Origin of the sequence: Streptomyces sp. NRRL S-244 (assembly GCF_000717915.1) — a bacterium.
GTDB lineage: Bacteria > Actinomycetota > Actinomycetes > Streptomycetales > Streptomycetaceae > Streptomyces.
On record NZ_JOCX01000002.1, the window covers coordinates 235,910 to 257,794 of the forward strand.

Below are 21,885 nucleotides of genomic sequence, written 5' to 3' on the forward strand. Positions count from 1 at the left end.
CCCTACGCGGGATCCGACCCCTCCGCGATCGCCGCCTGCACCTCCGCAACCCGGTCCGCCTCCTCCGCCGCGAAGCGTTCGCGGTCCAGCGTCTCGGCGATCTCCTCGTCCTGGGTCATCAGCAGGTCCAGGTTGGAGTCGCCCATCTCGAAGACGCCCATGTCCAGGTACGCCTTCTGCAACCGCTCGCCCCACAGCCCGATGTCCTTCACGCACGGCACGATCCGGCTGAACAGCAGCTTCCGGAACAGGTGCAGGAACTCCGACTGCTCGGTGAACTCCGCGGCCTCCTTGCGGGAGATGCCGAAGTTCTCCAGCACCTCCACCCCGCGCAGCCGGTCCCGCATCAGGTAGCAGCCCTCGATCACGAACTCCTCGCGCTCGCGCAGCTCGGCGTCCGTCAACTGCTTGTAGTAGTCCCGCAGCGCCATCCGCCCGAACGCCACGTGCCGGGCCTCGTCCTGCATCACGTACGCCAGGATCTGCTTCGGCAGCGGCTTGTCGGTCGTATCGCGGATCATCCCGAACGCCGCCAGCGCCAGCCCCTCGATGAGCACCTGCATGCCCAGGTACGGCATGTCCCAGCGGGAGTCGCGCAGGGTGTCGCCGAGCAGCCCCTGGAGGCTGTCGTTGATCGGGTAGAGCATCCCGACCTTCTCGTGCAGGAAGCGGCCGAAGACCTCGGCGTGCCGGGCCTCGTCCATCGTCTGGGTCGCGGAGTAGAACTTCGCGTCCAGGTCCGGCACCGACTCCACGATCCGCGCCGCGCACACCATCGCGCCCTGCTCACCGTGCAGGAACTGGCTGAAGTTCCAGGCGGCGTAGTGCCGGCGCAGCTCCCCCTTGTCCTTCTCGGTGAGTCCGGCCCAGTGCCGGGTGCCGTAGAGGGTCAGTGCCTCGTCCGGGGTGCCGAGCGGGTTGTACGGGTCGACCTCCAGCTCCCAGTCGATGCGCTTGGCACCGTCCCACTGCTTGTCCTTGCCCTTCTGGTACAGCGCGAGGAGCCGTTCGCGGCCACCGGCGTACTCCCAGCTGAAGCGGGCCGAACCGGAGGCCGGAACCTGCCAGACGTCCGCGCCCGGGTCCTTGGTGTAGAGCTCGTGCGTCGACACTGACGCCCCCTCGCCTCGTGTACTTCCGTACAGGACTGGATGGTTGGCAGCGTCACACGTTGGTAGACGCGGGGTCAACAAGTCGTGCGCAGGGGATTGACGGTCTTGCTGACAAGCAGTCTCATAACTGTTGACCGCCGGTAACCCGATGAGCGAGGTATCCGAAGCCATGACGACCGTGACCGATCGAAACGCGCTGCAGGACGCGCTCGGCCTCCTCAAGGACCGCGAGCAGGTCGCCGCACGGCTGCTCGAGTCCTCGGCCAAGCACTCCTTCGACCCCGACAAGGAACTCGACTGGGACGCCCCGCCCATCGACGGCAAGTACTACTGGCCGCCCGAGCTGCTCTCCCTCTACGACACCCCGCTCTGGAAGAAGATGGGCGAGGAGCAGCGCATCGACCTCTCCCGCCACGAGGCCGCGGCCCTCGGCTCCCTCGGCATCTGGTTCGAGATCATCCTGATGCAGCTGATGGTCCGGCACATCTACGACAAGTCGCTGACCAGCAATCACGTCCGGTACGCGCTCACCGAGATAGCCGACGAGTGCCGCCACTCCATGATGTTCGCCCGCATGATCCAGAAGGCCGGTGCCCCCGCCTACCCCGTCTCCCGCACCAACCACAACCTCGCCCGCATCCTCAAGACGATCTCCACCACCCCCGGCTCCTTCGCCTGCACCCTCCTCGGCGAGGAGATCCTCGACTGGATGCAGCGCCTCACCTTCCCCGACGAGCGCATCCAGCCCCTCGTGCGCGGAGTCACCCGCATCCACGTCATCGAGGAGGCCCGGCACGTCCGCTACGCCCGCGAGGAACTGCGCCGCCAGATGCTGACCGCCCCGCGCTGGGAGCAGGAGCTGACCCGCGTCAGCTGCGGGCAGGCCGCCCGCGTCTTCTCGCTGGCCTTCGTCAACCCGAAGGTCTACGAGAACGTCGGCCTCGACCGGCGCGAGGCCCTCGCCCAGGTCCAGGCGAGCGGCCACCGGCGCGAGGTCATGCAGACGGGCGCCAAGCGGCTCACGGACTTCCTCGACGACATCGGCGTCCTGCGCGGAGTCGGCCGCAGGCTCTGGAAGAGCTCGGGACTCCTCGCCTGAACCGGCTGTTTCGGGGCTACCCTGCGGGCATGACGACCGTACGCGCGTACCGCAGGCTGAGCGTCGAGGAGCGGCGGGCCCAGCTCCTCGATGCCGCCTTGTCGCTGTTCGCGCACCGGGCCCCGGAGGAGGTCTCGCTCGACGACGTCGCCGAGGCGGCGGGCGTCTCGCGGCCCCTGGTCTACCGCTACTTCCCGGGCGGCAAGCAGCAGCTGTACGAGGCGGCCCTGCGCTCGGCGGCCGAGCTCCTGGAGCAGTGCTTCGCCGAACCGCAGGCCGGTCCGCTCACCCAGCGCCTCTCCCGGGCCCTGGACCGCTACCTGGCCTTCGTGGACGAGCACGACGCCGGCTTCTCGGCCCTCCTCCAGGGCGGCAGCGTCGTCGAGACCTCCCGTACGACGGCCACGGTGGACGGCATCCGCCGGGCCGCGGCCCAGCAGATCCTCTACCACCTGGCCGTCCCGGCCCCCGGCCCGCGGCTGCGGATGATGGTCCGCACCTGGATCACGGCGGTCGAGGCGGCCTCCCTGATCTGGATCGACGAGGGCAAGCAGCCCGAGGTCTCGGCCCTGCGCGACTGGCTGGTCGACCAGTTCATAGCCCTCCTGACGGCGACGGCCGCCACCGACCCGGAGACCGCCGCCGCGGCGCGGGCCGCGCTGGCCCTGGAATCGGCGGACGGCCCGGTCGGCGTCCTGGCCCGCCGCGTGATCCCGGTGGTCTCCGAGGCCGCCCACCTGCTGTGACACTGGTGGGGTGAGAAGCGAACCCACGCCCTTCGAGGGCGGCCCGATGGACGGCCGGGTCCTGCCGATCCTCCTCGGCCCGACCGGCCACCCGCCGAAGTGGTACGAGATCCCGGTCCCGTCCGCGGACGGCGGCCCCGCGACGGTCCTGCTGTACGAGCGGGTCCCGGCGGGCTATTCCAAGCGGCTGCACCTCCAGAAGGGCTGGAAGTACGCGTACGCCCCCTCCGGCCAGAAGCCCAGGATCCGCTGGCCCTGGACGAAGCCGACCCCGCAGCAGCGGGACACTCCCTAGCAGTCACTCCCTAGCAGGCACTCCCGGGCAGAGCACTTCCGGGCAGGGCATTCCCCGGCCGGGCATTCCGCGGCGGGTACGCGCTACAGGGTGTCCGGCGGGGGCTCCGGGAGCGTCAGGACGGCCAGCGCCCCGCCGCCCCGCGCCTCCCGGAACTCCAGCCGCGCGCCGATGACCTCCGCCTGCCCCACCGCGATGGTCAGCCCCAGCCCGTGCCCCTTGCCCGTCCCCACGCCCCCGGTCCGGAACCGCTGCGGGCCGTGCGCCATCAGGTACTCCGGGAACCCGTCCCCGTGGTCCCGTACGGTCACCACCGGACCGTCCACCGTCAGCACCACCGGCGCCCGCCCGTGCCTGTGGGCGTTGGCCACCAGGTTCCCGAGCACCCGCTCCAGCCGGCGCCGGTCCGTCTCCACGTGCGCGTCCCGGACGACCACCAGCTCCGTCTCCGTCCCGGACGCCCGGACCACCCGCCGCGCCAGGCGCCCCAGCTGGTGCAGATCCGTCTCCACCACCTCGCGCCCCGAGTCCAGGCGCGAGATCTCCAGCAGGTCCTCGGTCAGCCCGCGCATCGTCCGTACCCGCTCCTGCACCAGCTGCGTCGCCCGGCCCTCCGGCAGCAGCTCCGACGCCGCCTGCAAACCCGTCAGCGGCGTACGCAGCTCGTGCGCGACGTCCGCCGTGAACCGCTGCTCGCTCAGCAGCTTCGCCTGCAGGGTCCCGGCCATCGTGTCGAGCGCCCCCGCCACGGTCGCCACCTCGTCCTGGTGCCGGGAGGGGTCCTTCGTCCGCGGATCGTCCACGCGGGCGTCGAGATCGCCCTGCGTGATCCGCCGGGCCACGGTCGCCGTCTGGTGCAGCCGCCGCGTCACCCGGGTCACGGCGAAGGCGCCCACCAGCAGCGTTCCGCCGATCGCCAGCACGGACGACCCGATGATCGCGTTGTCCAGGCCGCTGATCGTCCGCGCGCTCTGCGCATAGTCCACGGCCGTGGCCAGGACCTTGCCGTCCGCCGGGGCCGCCGCCCACATCGTCGGCCGGCCCTCGTACTCGGCCACCATCGTCGCGCGCTGCCCGGACAGCGCCAGGGCGCGCAGCTCCGGGGGCAGCCCCGCCGGGTCGATCCCCGCGTCGGGCGGGAGGGCCTCGCCGGCCTCGTACTCGCGGGACACGTCGTGCAGTTTCTCCAAGGCCTTGTCCCGCGCCGCCGCGACGGTCTGCCGGGTCACCTCCACGTGGACCAGCGCGCCGAGCACGGCCGCGAGCGAGCAGCACATCACGACGATGAACAGCCCGGACTTCCAGGTCAGGGTGGCCGTCCACGCGGGCAGTCGCCCCTGCAACCCCTTCACGGGGTCCCCTCGGCGGACGGCTTCAGCGGCGGGGACGGGGAGGGGCTCTGCGCCGTCCCCGGCAGCCGTACGATCTGCTCGCGCGTCGGCAGCATCGTCCGCTGCTTCTCGTCCCAGGACCACGCGGTGATCAGCTCGTAGCCCGGATTGCCGCTCGGCACCCGCAGGATCACGTCCCGCCCGGCCACCTCCACGGTGACGACGGTCTGCGTGGTCGCCATGATCCGGTTGAGGCGTCCGTCCGGATCCGCCGTGTACGCCCGTACGGACATCATCCGGTCCGGCATCTCGATGCCGACGACGAGCTCGTCGCGGCCGTTGCCCGTCAGGTCCCGGTAGTACGGGGCCAGCACCGGGCACTTCCCGCCCGGCTGCCCCGCATGCCCGCAGGCTTTGATCGCCGCGACGGTCTGCGGGGGCATCCCGTCCGGGCCGACGTCGGTGTTCGGGTGGGCGGCCAGCTCCGCCTGGACGAGGGCCACCGGATCGACCTCGTGCACGTTCTGGCCCGTCACGGGCGGCAGCCCCTGCACGTACTCGGGCGGCGCGCCGCCGGGATCGGCGGGCGGTACGGAGGCCCCTTTGCGTTCCGGCCACAGATGTACGGGCCCGCTCGCGGTCGGGGTCGGACCGGCGGCCACCGGACCGCCGGTGTCGCCGCAGCCGGCGAGCAGGGGCAGCAGCGGGAGCAGCGGCAGGGCGAACAGGGCGGCGCGGGCGCGGGAGCCGGCACGGGGTGAGCGGGCGCGGGCGCGGGAGGGGGCGGCCGGGAAGGACAACGCATGCACAGCCGACCGGGCCTCCTCTCCACGGGCACGACGCCTCACCGGCGCATCTTAACCTTATGTGGAGATATGACCGTTTCTAGAGGCTTCGGTGACTGCGGAGGCTTCGGAGACTGCGGAGAGGCCCTCGCGGATCAGCCCTCGGTGCGGCCGCGGCGCAGCATGGCGAAGCCGAGCCCGGCCGCGCCCACGGCGGCGATCCCGCCGCCCGCGGCGAGCAGCAGTACGCCGTCGCCCGGCCCGTCGGCCAGCGTGTCCAGGGTCCCGCCGGCGACCGTGCGGGCGTGCCCGGCCGAGGCCTGGACGACCCGGCCGTCCCGGACCCCGGTCTTGTACCCGTCGGCGACGGGCGTGGCGGTGTGGCCGTCCGCGTCGCCGGTCTCGCCGACCCAGGAGGAGAGCCGGCCGTCGGGTTGCAGGGCGGCGTGGAGCGCGCCCGAGCGGCCGAGGCCGGCGACGCCGTCACGGCTGGTCAGGGTGGCCGTCTTGGCGCCGTCGGCGGCCAGGATGTCGGCCTGGAAGCCGCCCTCGGCGATCCGGTAGACGTTCGCCCTGGACACGCCGTCCGCGAGGGCGAGGCTCTTGACGAGGGTCCGGGGCGCACCCGCGGACCGCGCCGCCGACGCCGCGGGCAGCCCCTCGGCGAGTGCGGCCGCGGCGGGCAGCGCGAGGAGGGTTCCGGCGCAGACGGTCACTGCGGCGGCTCGTACCAGAGTGCGGCGGCTGACGGTGCTCACGGGAAATCCTTCGGTCCGGTCCAGGTGCCACAAACCTAGGAGTCCGCTGTGTCAGTACCGCGATGAGCTTGTAACAGGTACCCGGCGGAGTCCCGTAGAAGCTGTTACACGGCCGAGAACTCCACCGGGGGATTGCCGCGAGGCGTCCGGGCTGCTCCCATGTACGGCGGGGGGTGAGGTCCATGCGGGGACTCAAGGTGCTGCCGAGCGGCCGCCCCGGCCGCGGCCGGCTCTACGTCAACCTGCCCGACGGCCAGGCGGTGGCCTGGTACGACCGGCAGACCAACCGGATCAGCGTGCTCGCCGACCAGCACCGCGAAGCGGTCGTGGCGGCGTTACGCCCGTACATCGCCGGCCCGTTCACGGTCGGTCCGCCGCCGGTGCCTTCGCCGGCGGACCTGCGCAGACTCGCCCTTCCGCCGGACGAGGACCTGGCTCCGAACCGCCCCGGCGAACTCCTGCTGGGCGAGCTGGAACACGGCCCGGCGGGCACCCGGACCCGGCACCGGATGCGCCAGGACCTGACCGCCCAGCAGCGCATGGGCGACCTCCTCGACGCCCTCGAACCGGACGGCTGGCGGGTCCTGCACGGCGTCCCGCTCCCGGGCCTGGGCGGCATCGACCACCTGCTCATAGGCCCGGCCGGGATCTTCTGCGTCCGCACGCTCCCGGGACGCCGCCAGCGTGCGGCCGTGGGGGACCTGCTGCTGACGGTGGGCCGGGCCGAGCCGCGCCAGGACCCGCGCTGGATCCGCCGCGCCGCCGCCGCGGCCACCCGGGCGCTCGCGGCCCCGGTCCTGCCCGCCCTGGCCCTGGTCGACGCCTCACGCGTCGAGGTGGCCCCGACGGTCCGCGACATCCGCGTCCTGGAGCCGGCCACGGTCCGGGCGCAGCTCGAGGCGGCCCCGACCACCCTCAAACCCCCGGACGCGGAAGCCCTGTTCACCCAGGCCCGCGACGCCCGCACCTGGCTCCCGCCCCTTCCGCACCGCCCCCGGCGGCGGTTCCTCCCGGCCCGTCCGGAGCTTGAGGACCGGGGTCCGGGGCGGAGTTCCGGGAAACGCTGAAAGGGCGGGGCGGCGGGGCGGCGGCCGGTGCGTGAGGCCGTACCGTCCCGCCCCCGCCCCGCCGTCAGGCCGAGGCCCGCTTGCGCGGGGCCGCCTTCTTCGTCGCGGCGGCCGTCTTCTTCGCCGAGGCCGCCTTCGAGGCGGACTTGGCGGTGGACTTGGTGGCCGTGGACTTGGTGGCGGTGGACTTCGTCGCCGTCGACCTGTCCGCGGCGGACTTGGCCGAGGTCGACTTGGCCGACGCGGTCTTCTTCGTACCGGAGGCCGCCGCCTTCTTCGTCGCGGCCGTGGACTTCTTCCCGCCCACCGCCTTCGGCGCGGCCGCCGCCGTCTTCCGCCGGATCGGGGTGACCTCCGCCTCCGGGCCCGCCTCCCCCCGCGCGGCCTTCGCCGCGCTCACGCTCTTCTCCAGCGCCGCCATCAGGTCGATGACCTTCCCGCCGGCCGGCTCCACCTCGGCCTGCGCCGCGGGCTCGAACGCGCCCTCCGACTTCGCCGAGACCATCGCCTCCACGGCCTCCCGGTACTCGTCCGTCAGCGAGTCCATCTCCACCTCGCCGAGCGTCGCCATCAGCGCGTCCGCCAGGTCCAGCTCGGCCTCCCGCACCGACACCTTCCCCTCCGGGGCCACCCCCTCCGGCACCCGGATCTCGTCCGGCCAGAGCAGCCCGTGCATCGCGATCACATCGTCGACCACCCGCAGCATGCCGAGCCGCTCCCGCCCCCGCAGCGCGTACTTGGCGATCGCGACCTTCCGGCTCCGCTTCAGCGCCTCCCGCAGCAGCGTGTAAGGCTTCGCCGCCGTCGGCCCGTTCGCCGCGAGGTAGTACGCCGCGTCCATCTGGAGCGGGTCGATCTCGTCCGCCGGTACGAAGGACACGATCTCGATCGTCTTCGCCGTGGCGATCGGCAGCTGCGCCAGGTCCTCGTCCGTGATCGGGATGATCGACCCGTCCGCCTCCTCGAACCCCTTGCCGATCTCGGCGGTCGCCACCTCCTCGCCGTCCAGCTCGCACACCTTGCGGTAGCGGATCCGTCCGCCGTCGCTCAGGTGGATCTGGCGAAAGGAGATGGAGTGGCTCTCGGTGGCGTTCACCAGCTTGATCGGAATGCTGACCAGGCCGAAAGAAATTGCCCCGTTCCAGATGGATCGCACGGTTCCTCCCGATTCATGGCAATCTCATCGTATGACGCCGATCACCATGGTGGAGGGGCGTCGCATCCCGCTCTCCAACCTCCACAAGGTCCTGTACCCCGAGACCGGCTACACCAAGGGCGAGGTGCTGCACTACTACGCCACCGTCGCCGGTCCGCTGCTGGCCCACGTCCACAACCGGCCGGTGTCGTTCCTGCGCTATCCCGACGGCCCCGACGGCCAGCTCTTCTTCACGAAGAACCCGCCGCCCGGCACCCCCGCCTGGGTGAAAACCACCCCGGTGCCCCGCTCCGAGGACGTCTCCGCGCAGCAGGTGGTCATCGCGGACCTGCCCTCCCTCATGTGGGCCGCCAACCTCGTCGTCGAGTTCCACACCCCCCAGTGGCCGGCCGGCAGCCCGGCCGTCGCCGACCGGCTGATCATCGACCTCGACCCCGGCGCCCCCGCCACCGCCGTCGAGTGCTGCGCCGTCGCGCTGTGGCTGCGCGAGCGCCTCGCCGCCGACGGGCTGGACGCGTACGCCAAGACCTCCGGCTCCAAGGGCATGCACCTGGCCGTGGCCCTGGAGCCGACCCCGTCCGACCGGGTGTCGGCGTACGCGAAGGGCCTCGCCCAGGAGGCCGAGCGCGCGCTCCCCGACCTCGCCCTGCACCGCATGGCCAAGGCCCTGCGCCCCGGCAAGGTCTTCGTCGACCACAGCCAGAACGCGGCCGCAAAGACCACGGCCGCCCCCTACACGCTGCGCGCGCGGGCCCGGCCGACGGTCTCCGCGCCCGTCTCCTGGGAAGAGGTCGCGGCCTGCCGCACCCCCGCCGACCTGGTCTTCCTCGCCGACGACATCCTGCCCCGGCTGGAGCGCGACGGGGACCTCTTCGGCCCGCTGACCGACCCCGACCGCGCCCACCGGCTGCCCGCACCCCCCGGGTCCCGGCCGTGATCCGCGTCGCGCTCGCCGCCACCGTACGCACCCTCCCGCGCGGGGCGGGCCTCGCGTACGAGCCGAAGTTCGACGGCCACCGCCTCGTCGTCGTGCGGACCGCCGAGGACGTGGTGCTGCAGGCGCGCTCGGGCCGCATCGTGACCGCCGCCTTCCCCGATCTGGCGGCCGCGGCCCGGCAGTTGCCCGCCGGGACCGTCCTCGACGGCGAGGTGGTGGTCTGGCACGGCGGCCGTACGGACTTCGCCCTCGTCCAGCGCCGGGCGGCTGCCACGGCCGCGCGGGCCGCCGTGCTCGCCCAGAGCCTGCCGGCCTCGTACGCGGCGTTCGACGTACTGGAACTGGCCGGGCTGGACCTGCGCGGGCGCACGTACGAGCGGCGCCGGGTGCTCCTGGTCGACCTGCTGCTCCCGCTCGGGCCGCCCTTGCAGCCGGTCCCGATGACGACCGATCCGGAACTGGCCGCCACCTGGTACGAGACCCTGCCCGCCAGCGGCATCGAGGGGCTGGTCGTCAAGCGGCTGGACCAGACGTACCCGGCGGGCCGGCGCGGCTGGCAGAAGCTGCGGCACACGGAGGTGCGGGACGCGGCGGTGGTCGGGTACACCGGCACCCCGCGCCGCCCGCTCGCGCTGGTCCTGGTGCTGCCCGTCGGGGACGAGACCCCGCTGGTGTCGAGCCCGCTGACGGCGGCGCTGCGGGCGGACGTGGCGGCGGCGGTCGCGGAGCGCGAAGCCCCCGCCCGCACCCCGGCCGGGTCTCGGGCGGGCGGCGCCACGGTCACCGCGATCGGGCTCGGCGAGGTTCCGTACCGCCCGCTCGACCCGCCGCTGACGGCCGAGGTCCGCCACCCCTCGACGGCCCGGCACCCGCCGCCGGAGGTGCTCAGACTGCGGACGGAACTCTGACCCGCGCCGTCGCGTGGCGCGGGTCAGGGGCCAGGACGATGCGGCCGGGTTCAGCTGTGCGCGCCGCGCCCCGCGTCGGGGGGAGCGCCGGGCTGTACGTGCGGATGCGGGCCCTCGACCTGCTTCCAGCCGGACTCCCGCTCGGCCCGGACGTCCTCCGGATGACTGGAGGTCGTGGAGCCGAAGTTCCCGTAGCCCTGCATCTCGTGCGGGCGCAGCCCGCCCTCCGGGATCTCCACCTGGTCGCGTTCCTCGCGGACCTCGTAGACCGCGCCGCCGGCGGGCAGGTGCGGCTGGCTCTCCGCGGTCGGCGGCGGCGGCTCCTTGGCCCGGACCCGCTGGCCGAGCTTGAAGCCGCCGAGCAGGAAGGCGACCACAGCGATCCCGACGACCAGGAACCACACGATGTGCGTCACGGTCGCGTCCAGACTCAGGGTCATATCCATACGCACCATTTTCCCCAAAAGGGGCTGTTTCGCCGCAAAGGAGGGAAGATCCCCTTATCCGACCAGCGTGTGACTAGCGGGCCGAATCCAGGGCAGGCGCCGGGACGACCGCCCCGAAGGGAGCCGCAAAATGCCCCACGGATCTTCACCCGAACGAGAACGCCAGTTTGAGCACGTCATGGAGAGCGCCGAACCGGACGACATGTCCTCCGGCCGGCGCGGCGGCCTGCACTCCCGTTCGGGGGCGCAGGGGCAGACGTACGAACAGCTCTACGCGGAGGCCCGGCGGCGCAACATCCGCGGCCGCTCCGACATGAACAAGACGCAGCTGAGGCGCGCCCTCGGCGGCTGAGCCCCGACGCCCCGACGTCCCGGGCCCCGGCGCCTACCGCAGCGGCCCGTCCGAATCCCGCAGCGCCCGGACCTCGTACCCCCCGAGCACGGCCAGGATCTCCGCGCAGATCGCCAGCGCCGTCTCCGGGGGTGTCCGGGCCCCCAGGTCCAGCCCGATCGGTCCGTGCACGCGGGCCAGGTCCGCATCGCAGACCCCGGCGGCGATCAGCCCCTCGCGCCGCCGCGCGGTGGTCTTGCGGGAGCCGAGCGCGCCGACGTACGGAATCCCCAGCGCGAGCGCGCTCCGTACGGTCGGCACGTCGAACTCCGGATCGTGACTGAGCATCACCAGGCAGGCGGCGTCCCGGCGTGCGTCCAGCAGCTTTTCGGCCTCGGCGACGGAGCCGACGAGTCCGGCCCCCCACCCCAGCAGCAGGGCCTGCGCCTCGATGATCTCGGCCAGCTCGCCGCCCCCGCCGATGACCACGTACGGGGCGGACGGGTACGCCTCCACGAACACCAGCCCGCGCTGCCCGTACAGCGCGTCCCGCCCCGGCCGGCGCGTGGCCAGCAGCTCGCCGGCCCGCCGCTCGGCGTCGTCGGCCGGCGCGTCGACGGCCCGGACCACCTCGCTCACCGCGTGCTCGGCGTGCTCGTCGAGCCGGGTCACGAGCGCGACGCCGACGCCCTCCCCGAGCAGGTCCCACCACGCGGCGGGCACGGCCGACAGCGGCTGGAGCAGGATCTCGGCCCGCCCGCCGCAGGTCAGCTTCGCCGAGACGGCCTCGTCCGCCCCCACCGAGACCTCGCACACCCGCGCGGCGGCCCCGGCGGCCATGGTTCCGGCCTCCGCCACCAGCTCGGCGTCGAACACTCCCCGGTACAGGGCCCCGACGCACTCCCCGCGCGCGTCCACGAGCAGGGCCCCGGCCGGGTCCCGCGGCCCGAACCCCTGCTCGGCCACCGGCCGGGCCAGGAACGCGGCCCGCCCCTCGGCCGCCCACCGCCGCGCAGTCTCCACCAGCTCACGCATCGCGCTGCCCCATCCTCGTCGTCAGAGCCCGCCCCATGGCACCCGGTCGGCGGCGCACCGCGGACTCATCGCCAACCTACGCACGCACCGCACCCCTACCCATCCCTCAAAACCCACAGACCCGGACCCGCCTCCCTCGTACAGACCACCGGACGGGCCGCCGGACCCTGACTTGCGCGCGGGCGCCGGGAGGCGTTGTTTCGAAGTACGGCAGGGAACGTCGGGGACGACCCTTGGGGATGACCCGCAATGCTCTTCACGGACCGCGACGACGCAGGTCGAAGACTCGGCACGGAGCTCGCGAGGTACGCGGCGGACCGCCCCGTGGTCCTGGGGCTGCCGCGCGGCGGGGTCCCGGTGGCCTTCCACGTGGCCCACGCCCTCGGCGCCCCGCTCGACGTGATCGTCGTCCGCAAGCTGGGGGTTCCGTACCAGCCCGAGCTGGCGTTCGGTGCCATCGGGGAGGGCGGCGTACGCGTGATCAGCGAGGACATCGTCCGGCGCGGGGGGCTCCGCCCGCAGGACATCGCCGCCGTCGAGGAGGCGGAACAGGCGGAGCTGACCCGGAGGGCCGCCCGCTACCGGGCGGGGCGGCCGCAGGAGGACCTCCGCGGCCGGACGGTGATCGTGGTGGACGACGGCATCGCGACCGGCGCCACGGCGGCCGCCGCCTGCCAGGTCGTACGGGCGCAGGGCGCGGCCCGGGTCGTCATGGCGGCCCCGGTGGCCCCGCCGGACGCGCTGGGCCGGGTGGGCGCGGTGGCCGACGAGGTGGTCTGCCTCTCCGCGCCGCCGGGGTTCTCCTCGGTCGGCCAGTGGTACCGGGACTTCTCCCAGACCCCGGACGAGGAGGTCGTCTCCCTGCTCGCCCAGTCGCCGCGCCGGCCGGCCCCGGCGGAAGAGGCCGGGGTGGAGGTGGCGGTGGAGGCGGCGGGCCTGCACCTGCCCGGAGACCTCACCCTCCCGCCGGGCGCGAGCGCGGTGGTCGTGTTCGCGCACGGTTCGGGCAGCAGCCGCCACAGCCCCCGCAACCGCCAGGTGGCCGCGGCCCTGAACCGGGCCGGCCTGGGCACCCTGCTGTTCGACCTGCTCACCCCGGCCGAGGAGGCGGACCGCTCGAACGTCTTCGACATCGACACCCTGGCCGCCCGCCTCGCCGCCGCCACGACCTGGCTCCGCACCCGGACCCCGGCCCCGCCGGCCTACTTCGGCGCCAGCACGGGCGCGGCAGCCGCCCTCGCGGCCGCGGCCTCCCCGGACTCGCCGGTCTACGCGGTGGTCTCCCGCGGCGGCCGCCCGGACCTGGCCGGAGGATCCCGCCTCGCCGGGGTCCGGGCCCCCACGCTCCTGATCGTCGGCTCGGAGGACCACCTGGTCCTCGGCCTCAACCGCGAGGCACAGGCCCGCCTGCGCTGCGAGAACCGCCTGGAGGTCGTCCCGGGCGCCACCCACCTCTTCGAGGAGCCCGGAGCACTCCACCGGGTGTCGGCCCTCGCCGAGCAGTGGCTCACCACCCACCGCCCGCGGCCCGCGACCGGCTGAGGAGCGGGGCCGCTCGGGTGATCGTTGCCGAGACATGACGCAAAGGGTGATCATTCGATCACGGAGAGTCAATAATGGCCTCGTTCGTAGCCAGAGGCGCGCGCTTGCGGGCGCGACCCTCCCAGTCCCGTGAGGACGGTTCTCTTGAGTCATCGAACGATCCGAACCAGACGTCTGAAGTCCGCCACCATGGTCGGGGCCGGTGTGCTCGCCGTGGCGCTCAACGTCGTCCCGAGCACGACGGCCATCGCCGACGCGATCCACCGGTCCGGTACCGACAGTGCCGTGGCACTGCCCGGCCCGTCCGGTGTGGTCACGGGTGGTGACCACGGCAGCAAGGGCCGCGGCCCGCAGGGCCCCCAGGGCAGGCCGGGCCGGCCCGGCCACCCGGGCCGCCCGGGCGTCCAGGGCCCGCAGGGCTACCAGGGAGTCCCGGGTGAGCAGGGCAACCAGGGCTCCCAGGGCAACCAGGGCAACCAGGGGTTCCAGGGCAACCAAGGGAACCAGGGCTTCCAGGGGTTCCAGGGCAACCAGGGCAACCAGGGGTTCCAGGGCAACCAAGGGAACCAGGGCTTCCAGGGCTTCCAGGGCTTCCAAGGGTTCCAGGGCAACCAGGGGAACCAGGGCTTCCAGGGCGAGACGGGCACGGTGACGACCTACGTCAACGTCTCCGACCCCGTCACCAACGGCACGTCGACCGTCTTCTGCAACCCCGGAGACCAGGCCACCGGCGGCGGCTTCCAGACGAACAACGGCATCGTGCACCAGAGCCAGCCCGTTGCTCCCAACGGGTGGCAGGCCACGACCGTCACCGTCGGGCCCAGCCAGCCGATCGCCACGTACGTGGTGTGCGTCGACACGACGCCGTAACCCTCCCCGAAGAACGGCGGCGCCCCGGGGCTTCGGCCCCGGGGCGCCGCCGTTCGTCGTGCACGCCTACACCAGCAGCGGTCCGCCGCAGCGCGCGGCGCCCTCCTTCATCGCGATGAGGTTGGCCACCACGTACGAGATGTCGTTCCTCGAGTGCCAGTCGGTCGGGAAGTAGGTGACCAGCCGCGACGACTGGAACTTGGCCTCGATCGTCGGCACGAAGGTGCGGTACTGATCGTCCGTGTAGTACCAGAAGGAGTTCTCGTTGTAGTACGCGACGTGCGTCGGGTCCTGGTACGCGCCGCGCCCGTCCGAGCTGGGCGTCATCGTGAGCAGCATTCCGCCGGGCGCCAGCAGCCGGTACAGCTCGTTGATCAGCGGCACCTTCGAGGGCACGTGCTCCAGGAAGTCCACCGCCCGCATCAGCCCCACGGAACCGTCGGGCAGGTCCAGCTTCCCGGGCAGCGTCGCGACGATGTCGACGCCCTTGCCCGGGTACTGGTCGACGCCCAGGTAGCCGGGCGGCTTGCGGTGGGCCGCGCCGAGGTCCAGCGCGAGCAGTCCGCGCCGCTGGGTCCACGCGAGGGCGTTGGCCTCGATGTACTTGTCGTACAGGACGACCGTCTCGCGCTGGATGTGCGCGTTGATCTCCGGGTCGCTCTGGGTGTTCGCGGGGTGCACCCGCTGGAGGTACAGACAGCGGTTGATGTGGTGGAAGTCCCCGATGTGGAAGAGGCGGCACATCAGGTCCTGGTCGTCCAGGACCGTCCGCGCGGCGTCGTACCCGCCGGCCTGCTCGTAGCTCTCCTTGCGGAAGGCCCGTACGTGGTTGGGCGCGTACCAGATGTAGGAGACGTTGTGCGGGGTCGGCGCCAGCGAGACGATCTGCTGCAGCTTGCGGCCGTCGACCTCCACCTCCTCGTACTGCCAGCCGCAGGATTCGTCCCACCGGGTGTCGTCCCGGCTCCCGTCCTCGGTGATCTGCGCGGTGTTGCTGTAGACGAAGACGGCCTCGGGGTGCTCGTCGAACGCCGTGCCGAGCTCCGCCAGGCACGACTTCGCCAGCAGGTCGTCGTGGTCGAGTTCCACGAGGATGTCGCCGCGCGCGAGTTCGCAGGCCCTGCGCTTCGCCGCTCCGACGCCCTGGACCTCGTCCGCGACCACCACGCGGACCCGGTCGTCGGGCCGCTCCGGCCGCCATCGGGCGCCGCTGTTGAGAAGGACGATCCACTCCCAGTCCTGACAGGTCTGCGCCTGAAGGGTCGCCAGGCACTCGTCGAGGAAACGAGGCCGGTGGCTGGGCGTGAAAACGGAGAACCTCGGGGTCGCGGTCGACGTCATCTGGTGCTCCCGGCTGGGGGTGTCTTTCCGCGCGACGTTACGAGGGCGCCCGCGCGATGCCGCCGAATGGCAGGCGGTCGGGGCCCAAGACCACTCGAATGTACGTTTAGACCAGCCAGCCGGCGTCGCGGGCGATGCGGATCGCGTCGACGCGGTTGCGGGCCTTCAGCTTCATCACGACCGTCGTCAGGTAGTTCCGTACCGTCCCGGTGGACAGGTGGAGTTCGCCGGCGATCTCGGCGGCCTCCGAGCCCTGGGCCGCCATGCGCAGCACCTCGGTCTCGCGGTCGGTCAGCGGGCTCTCCAGGCCGTTCCAGGCGGCCACGGCCAGCTTGGAGTCGATGACCCGCTGGCCGGCGACCACCCGGCGGATGGCGCTGGCCAGTTCCTTCGGGGAGTCGTCCTTGAGGAGGTAGCCGGAGACCTGGGCCGCCAGGGCCCGGCGCAGGGTGCCGGGGCGGCCGAGGCTGGTGAGCATCAGCGTCCGGCACTCCGGGAGGTGCTCGTGGATCTGCATGGCCGCGCTCAGCCCGTCGAGGCCGGGGAGGTCGATGTCGATGATGGCGATGTCCGGCCGGACGTCGAGGGCGGCGGCCAGGATCTCGTCCCCGCGCGACAGTTCGCTGACGACCTCCAGGTCGTCCTCCAGGTCGAGCAGGGCGACGAGCGCACCGCGCACCATGTGCATGTCTTCGGCCAGCAGGATTCTGATCACCGTGACGAGCCCCCCGTCCGCGCGGTCGATCTTGTACTTCCGATCATAGCAACCGGCCCGGTCCGGCAGCCGGTTGGCAGTCGCCTGGCGGTCGGTTGGCGGCCGGTGTGCGCCGTCACGTCAGGCGACGAGCCACGACCGTTCGCCCTCCGCCGGCTCGTCCGACTCGTCGAGGTCGGGGTCGACGTCCCCGTGTGCGGGAACCTGCGCGACCAGCCGGAACAGGGTTCCGGGGCCCCGTTCGACCGTCAACTCCCCGCCCACCGCCCGCACGCGTATCCCCAGGTTCCCCAGCCCGCTGCCACTGTGCGGGGAGGTGTCGCGGTAGCCCTCGGTCACCCCGTCGTTGGTGACCGACAGCGTCATCAGGCCGTCCTCCTCGACGGCGGTGATCTCGCAGTGCACGGCGCGGCTGTGGCGCAGCACGTTGGTGACGGCCTCCCGCAGCACGGTGGCGAGCACCGTGTCCACCGGCGAACTGACCTCTCCCATGCGAATGTCGGTCACGGCGTCGACCTCGGCGGCGCCCAGCACCGACTTGGCCGAGGCGATCTCCTCCTCCAGCGACATGTCCCGGTATCCGCTCGCCACCCGCCGCACGTCGGCCAGCGACTGGCGGGAGATGGCGAGCACGTCCTCGATCTCGTCCATGGCCCGGGCGGGATGGGCCGGGATCAGGCGGTGGATGAGCTCGCCCTTGAGCTGGATCGCGGAGAGGCTGTACCCCAGCAGGTCGTGCAAGTCGCGGGCGAAGCGGAGCCGTTCGCGGGTGACCGCGGCGCGGGTGAGCTCACCGCGGCTCTCGTGCAGGACGCGGACCAGCTCCGACAGTCGGGTCAGCCCGAAGGTGACCAGCCCGGTCAGCAGGGTGCTCTGCGCCAGGTAGATGCCGTCGAGGACGGGCCGCCCTTCCAGCAGCGGGGGCACCAGCATGCTGATGCCGACGAAGCCGTACAGGATCCAGCCCAGCCGCGGGGGAAGGAGCAGCAGCAGGGAGCCGGCGAGGAAGCCCGCCATGGCACCCCACTGCGATTTCAGGGCGATGAGCGGCAGGTAGGTGAAGGCGACCTGGGCGCCGAGGGTCAGCGCCCTGCGGGCGGTCGGGACGCGCTGTGTGCTCGTCCGCGAGTGCAGGAGCTGGAGGGCGAAGACCGCGCCGAGGCAGCCGAAGGCGGCTGCCAGGGCGGGCCCCTCGACTCCGGCGCTGAGGATGTTCAGGGCGGTGATGCCCACGTAGCAGAGGAGTGCGGCGATGAGGATGACCTGGGCCATCCGGGGCGCGGGTAAGTCCCGGCTACGTCGCAGAATGCCCTCGACCAGGACCGCCTCCGACGGTCCATCCGAGGACTTGAGGCGGCCAGGCATGTCAATCCCCCTTGAGCGTTCCTCTGTTACATGCCAGGTGTGAGCATAGGGGAGGGGCGTGGGCAGGGGGCGTGAATCGTTCCGTCATACGAACAGCGGGACGGGGTTGAGCTGGTCGTACGGAGTGGGTTCGGCCAGTCGGCCGAGGCTCACGGGAACGTCGAAGAGCCGGCCGGACCCGTACCTCGCCCAGAAGTGGCGCAGTCCCGGTACGACCACTTTCGTCACGGGAAGTCCGAGGTCAGGTCGGCTCTGGTCGAGCACCAGCAGGTCCATACCTTTACCCCGGACCAGCTCGGTGATCAAGCGGACGTCGTCGAGCAGATCGGTGCTCCGGACCGACGGCCAGTGGCCCGGCGTGCGGGTCTGCGCCACCGGATCGGCCGCCAGATATGGCTGGTTGGCGATGGTGGCCCCCTGCCACCAGGACAGCGGCTCCGGGTCGGTGATCCGGTATCCGCGGCCGTCCGGCCGTGCGTCTGCGACGGCGGGCAGCAGCTGCCCCAGCTCCGACACGGCCCGGGACAGCGCCACCCGGGGGTCGAAGTGGGCTCCGAAGCCGAAGATCACGTCCTCGCCGGGCTTGTCGGTCCGCCGGGACAGCGCCGCGAACACCGGAATGCCCAGGTCGGACGTGAGGTCGAGCGCCCACACCTCCCGGTTCGTCCGGCGCAGGCCGTGGCGGATCCGCTCCACCCACTCGTCCTCGAAGGAGCCGAGGTCCACCCCCGGTTGACGGGTGCGGTTGTACCACCACAGGGCCACCGCGTCCCGCTCCACCAGCTCCAGGAAGCCCTGCACCAGCGCGTCCTCGGGGCTGCTGCCCGCCGCGTTGCCGTTGGAGTCGGCCCACGGCTCGTCCTCGGCGGGGTTCCCGGCGGGATGACCGGCGCGACCACCGGCGCAATCCGTCCCCCGCCCGAAGTACAGCATCGAGGTGGGGAGCAGCCGCTGGACGCCCCCGGTGAGCGACCACACCGGGGTCCAGTCGGTCGGACGGTTCTCGTCGAACGGCGCCGGGACGTGGTGGAAGCGGGAGTGCCGCGCGTTCCACAGCTCCCGCTCCGCGAACTGTCGGGGGCCGTAGAGCTGGCAGTCGTTGGGGTGCACGGCCGCCTCGCCCAGGCCGCGCAGGGAGTCGCGGACCACCGGCTCGTCCCCGTGCCGCGTACCGCTGTAGCGCTCGACCGCCTCGCACAGCGCGCTCGTACGGGCTTCCTCGGCGGTGCGGCCCTTGCCGCCGCTGAGCGCGCGCAGACCGGAGCTGAGACCGGCGAAGGACGCCGACTCCATGGCCAGGTTGTGCCCGGAGGTGTACGCGTGCACGAAGTCCGGGGCGCCGGAGGCCTGCCGGATCTCCTTGACCACCCCGGTCACCGGGTCCACGAGGTGCCCGTACGCACGCAGCACCTGCGCCGGGGTCAGGGCCCGGTCCCCGCCCCCGGTCGCGGCGGCCTTGGGCCGCGACACGGGGACGAACGGCGCACCGACCCGGCGGGCCACCAGGCCGGGGTCCCCGCAGCCCGCGCACTGCGGGAGCCGGCTCACCGGATGGCTGGCGGTGCGCAGGCGCAGCGTGTCGAAGGTACGGATGTGGGCCTGCTCGGGATGGCGCAGCCCGGCCAGCCACTTGGCGGCCTCCAGGACGGCGAGGTTCACCGCGAGCGCCGTCCCGGCCGCCAGCCCGGCGGGCGGCCGCGGCACGGGGCCGTCGAGGCCCAGCGCGCGCCGCACCGGCACCTCCGAGTGGCGGTGGCCGCGCAGCCGTACGGCCAGGCAGTGCCAGCAGGGCCCGGAGCCGGGCCGGAAGAACGGGCCCACCCAGGGGTCCGTCCCGCACAGCTTGGCCGGCACCCACGGCCGGCCCGCGGCGCGGTGGCGGGCGTCCACGGCGGCCAGCCCGGGGGAGAGGTAGTCCTCGCACAGGACGAGGACCAGGTCGGCGGCGCCGGGGTCCGCGGCGACCGCGATCCCCGACTCCCGGCAGGCCTCGGCCACCGGCCGCGGATCCAGGCCGGGCAGCGCCTCGATCGCGACGGCGGCCCGGGCCAGCCCGGCGGCGGCCATGCCGCCGTCCAGCCCGGCCAGGTCCCAGTAAGCCTCGGCCTCGGCCGCCGCCTCGGCGGGCGCGGCCGCCGGGGCGGCGGAGCGGATCAACCCGGCGTCGGCCAGGGAGAGGAGGGCCGCCTCGGCGTCCTCGGCGCCCAGGATCCGAGAGGCCTCCTGCCGGACCGCCCCGGCGGTCCGGGTGCCGTCGAGCAGCGGTACGAGGATCTCCGCCTCGCTCCCGCTCAGGGCGGTCACCCCGCGCCGGGACACCAGGTAGGCGGCGTCGCCGGGGACGACCGTCGGCCGCAGATGGGACTTGAAACCCACCAGCGCCTCGGCGGTGGCCGGCGGCGGCGCGAGCGCCGCGGCGGGCCGCTCACGCTCGGCCGTGCTCATGCTCCCAGCCGTCCGGCAATCGGCGCCGCCGGGCCCGTGACCTGCGTCTGGCTGCAGACGCTGAACAGGGCGTACGCGGTGTCCGGCAGGGCGTCGAGGTTCTCGATCACCAGCCCCGGCTTCGAGGGGCGGGCGGGTATCGGTGCGGATCCGGTGCTGGGGCTGATGCGGGCGTTGGCCGAAAGGCTGGTCATGGCGGTGGAGTTCCCTCTGCGTCGTCGTGGCGCGGGTCGGTCCGTTCACTGACGATTCTGCGAGGATCCGGTGATCGCGGGACAGTGCCCCGGTCACCAGCGGAAGGTGAAGATTTCACATGGTGCGGTGCCGCCGACAGGGCTGAACCTTCAGGGCAGCCAGCGGACGGGCAACTGCCGGGGGCCGCGGATGAGGAGGCCCGTGCGCCAGGTGAGGTCGCGGGGGCCGGCGTCCAGGGAGAGGCCGGGACAGCGCGCCAGGAGCGCGGTGACGGCCGTACGGGCCTGGAGGCGGGCCAGCGGGGCTCCCAGGCAGTAGTGGATGCCGTGGCCGAAGGCGATGTGCCCGCCCGCGGGCCGGCGGATGTCGAAGCGGTCCGGGTCGGGGAAGCGCGCGGGGTCCCGGTCGGCGTCGGCGAGGGCGACCAGCACCAGTTCGCCGCCGCCGGGTATCGGGGTCCCGGCGATCTCCACGGGCCCCGTGGTGAACCGGTACGTGGTGGTCTCGACCGGCCCCTCGTACCGCAGCATCTCCTCCACGGCGTTGTCGACGAGCGACGGGTCGGCGCGCAGCGCGGCGAGCTGGTCGGGGTGGCGGAGCAGCGCGAGGACGCCCGCGGAGATCAGCTGGACGGTGGTCTCGAAGCCGGTGACGAGCAGGAGCCAGGCCATGCCGATGAGTTCGTCGGGCGAGAGCCGGCCGCCGTCCTCGTCGGTGGCGCGGATGAGGGCGCTCATCAGGTCCTCGCGGGGCCGCTCGCGCATCTCGTCCACCATGGCGACGAGGTAGCGCGTCATCGCCGCCGTGGCGGCGGTCCTGGTGGCGTGGTCCGGGCTGCTCAGGGCCTGTTCGGCCCAGTCGCGGAAGGCGGCGCGGTCGAGGGAGGGCACCCCGAGGAGTTCGCAGATGATGCCCATGGCCAGCGGGAACGCGAGGGCCTCGACGAGGTCGGCCGCGCCGGCGGGCCGGGCCAGCATGGCGTCGAGGAGCTCGCCGGTGAGGGCCCGCACCCTCGGGGCGAGCGCCTCGACGCGGCGCGGCGTGAACTCCTTCACCACCAGCTTGCGCAGCCGGGTGTGGTCGGGCGGGTTCGAGCTCAGCAGGTTCTCGCCCGCGGAGAGCCTCGCCAGCGGCAGCGCGGGAGAGGCGTCCCGCCAGGACTTGGACAGGGAAGGCTCGGTGAGCGCGGCGCGGCAGGCCTCGTACCCGACCACGAGCCAGGCCTCGGCGCCCTCCGGCACGCGGACGCGGTGCACCGGGCCCCGGGCGCGCAGCGCGGCGTACACCGGGTGGGGATTCCTGGTGAATTCCTCGCCGAGCGCCCCGAAGTCCGCCGCGATGTCCGTCCCTGAGCCCGCCGTGAAGTCCGGCGCGATGTCCGTTCCCACGGATCAGCCCTCCTGCCG

22 protein-coding genes are annotated in these 21,885 nt (G+C 73.0%); 9 read left to right on the forward strand and 13 right to left on the reverse strand.

Annotated features, from left to right (window positions below):
• Positions 1-2 precede the first annotated feature (2 nt).
• Positions 3-1,112: a ferritin-like domain-containing protein gene (locus IF02_RS0103350; RefSeq protein ID WP_030153671.1), complete on the reverse strand. Its 1,110-nt coding sequence runs from the start codon at positions 1,110-1,112 to the stop codon at positions 3-5.
• A 169-nt stretch (positions 1,113-1,281) separates the two neighbouring features.
• Here IF02_RS0103350 and IF02_RS0103355 point away from each other — a divergent pair, with 169 nt between their 5' ends.
• Genes IF02_RS0103355 through IF02_RS0103365 form a run of 3 tightly spaced genes read left to right on the forward strand, consistent with a single transcriptional unit; the run spans position 1,282 to position 3,252 of the window.
• A complete protein-coding gene (locus IF02_RS0103355) occupies positions 1,282-2,211 on the forward strand; it encodes an AurF N-oxygenase family protein (RefSeq protein ID WP_030153673.1) in 930 nt (309 codons plus the stop codon).
• A 29-nt stretch (positions 2,212-2,240) separates the two neighbouring features.
• Positions 2,241-2,957 (forward strand): TetR/AcrR family transcriptional regulator, encoded by a 717-nt coding sequence (locus IF02_RS0103360; RefSeq protein ID WP_030153674.1) that lies wholly within the window; start codon positions 2,241-2,243, stop codon positions 2,955-2,957.
• Positions 2,958-2,967: 10 nt separating this feature from the next.
• A complete protein-coding gene (locus IF02_RS0103365) occupies positions 2,968-3,252 on the forward strand; it encodes a hypothetical protein (RefSeq protein WP_030153675.1) in 285 nt (94 codons plus the stop codon).
• Between the two features lie 83 nt (positions 3,253-3,335).
• Here the strand turns inward: IF02_RS0103365 and IF02_RS0103370 are convergent, their stop codons facing one another.
• The 3 genes from IF02_RS0103370 to IF02_RS0103380 all read right to left on the reverse strand — a co-directional run bounded on the left by IF02_RS0103370 (position 3,336) and on the right by IF02_RS0103380 (position 6,126).
• Entirely contained in the window at positions 3,336-4,604 is a 1,269-nt protein-coding gene (locus IF02_RS0103370) for an ATP-binding protein (RefSeq protein ID WP_420708077.1), read from the reverse strand.
• Positions 4,601-5,392 (reverse strand): hypothetical protein, encoded by a 792-nt coding sequence (locus IF02_RS0103375; protein WP_199809163.1) that lies wholly within the window; start codon positions 5,390-5,392, stop codon positions 4,601-4,603. The genes IF02_RS0103370 and IF02_RS0103375 overlap by 4 nt, the downstream gene beginning before the upstream one ends.
• Positions 5,393-5,523: 131 nt before the next feature.
• Positions 5,524-6,126: a hypothetical protein gene (locus IF02_RS0103380; protein WP_030153679.1), complete on the reverse strand. Its 603-nt coding sequence runs from the start codon at positions 6,124-6,126 to the stop codon at positions 5,524-5,526.
• Between the two features lie 182 nt (positions 6,127-6,308).
• Here IF02_RS0103380 and IF02_RS0103385 point away from each other — a divergent pair, with 182 nt between their 5' ends.
• Complete coding sequence (locus IF02_RS0103385; RefSeq protein ID WP_078621835.1) at positions 6,309-7,193, forward strand: nuclease-related domain-containing protein; 885 nt, start codon at positions 6,309-6,311, stop codon at positions 7,191-7,193.
• Between the two features lie 64 nt (positions 7,194-7,257).
• Here the strand turns inward: IF02_RS0103385 and IF02_RS0103390 are convergent, their stop codons facing one another.
• Positions 7,258-8,349, reverse strand: coding sequence for a Ku protein (locus IF02_RS0103390; RefSeq protein WP_030153681.1), 1,092 nt, complete (start codon positions 8,347-8,349; stop codon positions 7,258-7,260).
• A gap of 31 nt (positions 8,350-8,380) precedes the next feature.
• Here IF02_RS0103390 and ligD point away from each other — a divergent pair, with 31 nt between their 5' ends.
• Together ligD and IF02_RS0103400 are read left to right on the forward strand one after the other, a co-directional pair.
• A complete protein-coding gene (gene ligD / locus IF02_RS0103395; protein WP_030153682.1) occupies positions 8,381-9,286 on the forward strand; it encodes a non-homologous end-joining DNA ligase in 906 nt (301 codons plus the stop codon).
• Positions 9,286-10,194, forward strand: coding sequence for a hypothetical protein (locus tag IF02_RS0103400; protein ID WP_030153683.1), 909 nt, complete (start codon positions 9,286-9,288; stop codon positions 10,192-10,194). The genes ligD and IF02_RS0103400 overlap by 1 nt, the downstream gene beginning before the upstream one ends.
• 50 nt (positions 10,195-10,244) lie before the next feature.
• Here the strand turns inward: IF02_RS0103400 and IF02_RS0103405 are convergent, their stop codons facing one another.
• Positions 10,245-10,640 (reverse strand): DUF6479 family protein, encoded by a 396-nt coding sequence (locus IF02_RS0103405; protein ID WP_030153684.1) that lies wholly within the window; start codon positions 10,638-10,640, stop codon positions 10,245-10,247.
• 130 nt (positions 10,641-10,770) lie between these two features.
• Here IF02_RS0103405 and IF02_RS0103410 point away from each other — a divergent pair, with 130 nt between their 5' ends.
• Positions 10,771-10,992 carry a hypothetical protein gene (locus IF02_RS0103410; protein WP_030153686.1) on the forward strand — a complete coding sequence of 74 codons (222 nt, stop codon included), beginning with the start codon at positions 10,771-10,773 and terminating at the stop codon, positions 10,990-10,992.
• 33 nt (positions 10,993-11,025) lie between these two features.
• Here the strand turns inward: IF02_RS0103410 and IF02_RS0103415 are convergent, their stop codons facing one another.
• On the reverse strand, positions 11,026-12,006 hold the full coding sequence (locus IF02_RS0103415; RefSeq protein WP_030153687.1) for an XdhC family protein: 981 nt from the start codon (positions 12,004-12,006) through the stop codon (positions 11,026-11,028).
• Positions 12,007-12,255: 249 nt separating this feature from the next.
• Here IF02_RS0103415 and IF02_RS0103420 point away from each other — a divergent pair, with 249 nt between their 5' ends.
• On the forward strand, positions 12,256-13,548 hold the full coding sequence (locus IF02_RS0103420) for an alpha/beta fold hydrolase (protein ID WP_030153688.1): 1,293 nt from the start codon (positions 12,256-12,258) through the stop codon (positions 13,546-13,548).
• A 189-nt stretch (positions 13,549-13,737) separates the two neighbouring features.
• Positions 13,738-14,418, forward strand: a complete 681-nt coding sequence (locus IF02_RS35870) for a collagen-like protein (RefSeq protein WP_030153689.1) — start codon at positions 13,738-13,740, stop codon at positions 14,416-14,418.
• A 66-nt stretch (positions 14,419-14,484) separates the two neighbouring features.
• Here IF02_RS35870 and IF02_RS0103430 read toward each other — a convergent pair whose 3' ends face one another.
• The 6 genes from IF02_RS0103430 to IF02_RS0103455 all read right to left on the reverse strand — a co-directional run bounded on the left by IF02_RS0103430 (position 14,485) and on the right by IF02_RS0103455 (position 21,867).
• Positions 14,485-15,759 (reverse strand): glycosyltransferase, encoded by a 1,275-nt coding sequence (locus IF02_RS0103430; protein WP_030153691.1) that lies wholly within the window; start codon positions 15,757-15,759, stop codon positions 14,485-14,487.
• A gap of 106 nt (positions 15,760-15,865) precedes the next feature.
• A complete protein-coding gene (locus tag IF02_RS0103435) occupies positions 15,866-16,474 on the reverse strand; it encodes a response regulator transcription factor (RefSeq protein WP_078621836.1) in 609 nt (202 codons plus the stop codon).
• 120 nt (positions 16,475-16,594) lie between these two features.
• Positions 16,595-17,746, reverse strand: a complete 1,152-nt coding sequence (locus IF02_RS0103440) for a sensor histidine kinase (RefSeq protein ID WP_051695590.1) — start codon at positions 17,744-17,746, stop codon at positions 16,595-16,597.
• 177 nt (positions 17,747-17,923) lie between these two features.
• Positions 17,924-20,284 carry a TOMM precursor leader peptide-binding protein gene (locus IF02_RS0103445; RefSeq protein ID WP_030153694.1) on the reverse strand — a complete coding sequence of 787 codons (2,361 nt, stop codon included), beginning with the start codon at positions 20,282-20,284 and terminating at the stop codon, positions 17,924-17,926.
• Positions 20,281-20,478, reverse strand: coding sequence for a hypothetical protein (locus IF02_RS0103450; protein ID WP_030153695.1), 198 nt, complete (start codon positions 20,476-20,478; stop codon positions 20,281-20,283). Before IF02_RS0103450 ends, IF02_RS0103445 begins: the two co-directional genes overlap by 4 nt.
• A 150-nt stretch (positions 20,479-20,628) precedes the next feature.
• On the reverse strand, positions 20,629-21,867 hold the full coding sequence (locus tag IF02_RS0103455; RefSeq protein WP_078621838.1) for a cytochrome P450 family protein: 1,239 nt from the start codon (positions 21,865-21,867) through the stop codon (positions 20,629-20,631).
• Between the last annotated feature and the right edge of the window lie 18 nt (positions 21,868-21,885).